At 53.8% G+C, this 1,209-nt stretch carries 1 protein-coding gene; it reads right to left on the bottom strand.

The features are described from left to right. Nucleotides 1-76: 76 nt before the first annotated feature. Nucleotides 77-1,209: group II intron reverse transcriptase/maturase (gene ltrA / locus E1757_RS35545; RefSeq protein WP_133237153.1), on the bottom strand; the 1,133-nt coding region annotated here is incomplete at its 5' end.

Below are 1,209 nucleotides of genomic sequence, written 5' to 3'. Positions count from 1 at the left end.
ATCGGATAGGAGGCTACCCATTAGTTGAGTAGCCGACCTTCCACACCACCGTGCATACCGTTCGGTACACGGCGGTTCAACCGCTTGAGTGCAACTGACGTAGACGCTCGTATTGGGCAGGGAAGTCATAGTACCCTGCCTGTGCGAGCTTTTCGTTTGTAACAGAGCGATTCAATACTGCGCTTCCGGCTATTCGCCAGTAACCTAGCCTTGTGTTCCCCCATTGGTAGGCCTGCCACTCCGGCACTCCCAGCTTTCGCAGGTTTTGCACCTTCGTCCCCGGCTTCTTCCACTGTTTCCAGATGTACATCCGCATCCGTCTTCGTAGCCATTCATTCCAGCTTTGCAAGATTCGTCTCATGTCGGCTATGTAGAAATAGCCGATCCAACCACGAATGTAGACTTTCACGTCCTCCATAACCTGCCGGGCATTCCTGCCCTGGCTTCGACTCGTTAGTTCTTTCAGCTTCTTCTTTGCCTTGGCAAGGGACTGGCGGTGCACGCGCACATATACGCCTTTTCCGTTCTTTCCTAGCGCAAATCCGAGGAATTTGAAGTGTTTCTGCGCCACGACGCTGACTACCTTGCTCTTCTGCGTGTTCATTTGGAGCTTTAGCTTCTGCTCCAGATACGTCCGGCTGGATTCCAGCAGCCTCATCGCTGCTCGCTTGCTCTTCGCCAGCACCACGATGTCATCCGCATAGCGGATGACCGTCACGCCACGGCTTTTCATCTCCTGGTCGAATTCGTTCAGGTAGATGTTGGCTAACAGCGGGGACAACGGGCCGCCCTGAGGCGAGCCTTCTTCCGTTGCCCGGCGTACTCCGTTCTCCATGACTCCGCTTTTCAGATACTTTTTGATCAGGTCGATGATTCGTTTATCCTGGATTTGTTTGCGTAACAGATTCARAAGAAGCTCATGGTTCAACGTGTCAAAGTATTTCGACAGATCGATTTCGACCGCATGTCCATATCCCTGCTCCGCGTACGCTTTTACTTTTCCAATGGCTTGCTGCGCACTTCGTCCCGGGCGGTAGCCATAGCTTCCGTCCGAGAAGAGCGGCTCGAACAACGGTTGCAGTTGCTGGGCAATCGCTTGCTGGATTACCCGGTCTATAACGGTCGGGATGCCCAGCTTTCGCACACCACTTCCATCTGGTTTGGGGATTTYCTTGCGCCGTACCGGGCTGGGTTTGTATGTTCCCCCCC

The sequence above is a fragment of the Paenibacillus piri genome (genome assembly GCF_004354045.1).
GTDB classification, from domain to species: Bacteria; Bacillota; Bacilli; order Paenibacillales; family NBRC-103111; genus Paenibacillus_S; species Paenibacillus_S piri.
Note: the sequence above shows the minus strand (reverse complement) of the source record. Positions and strands in the feature narration are given on the sequence as shown.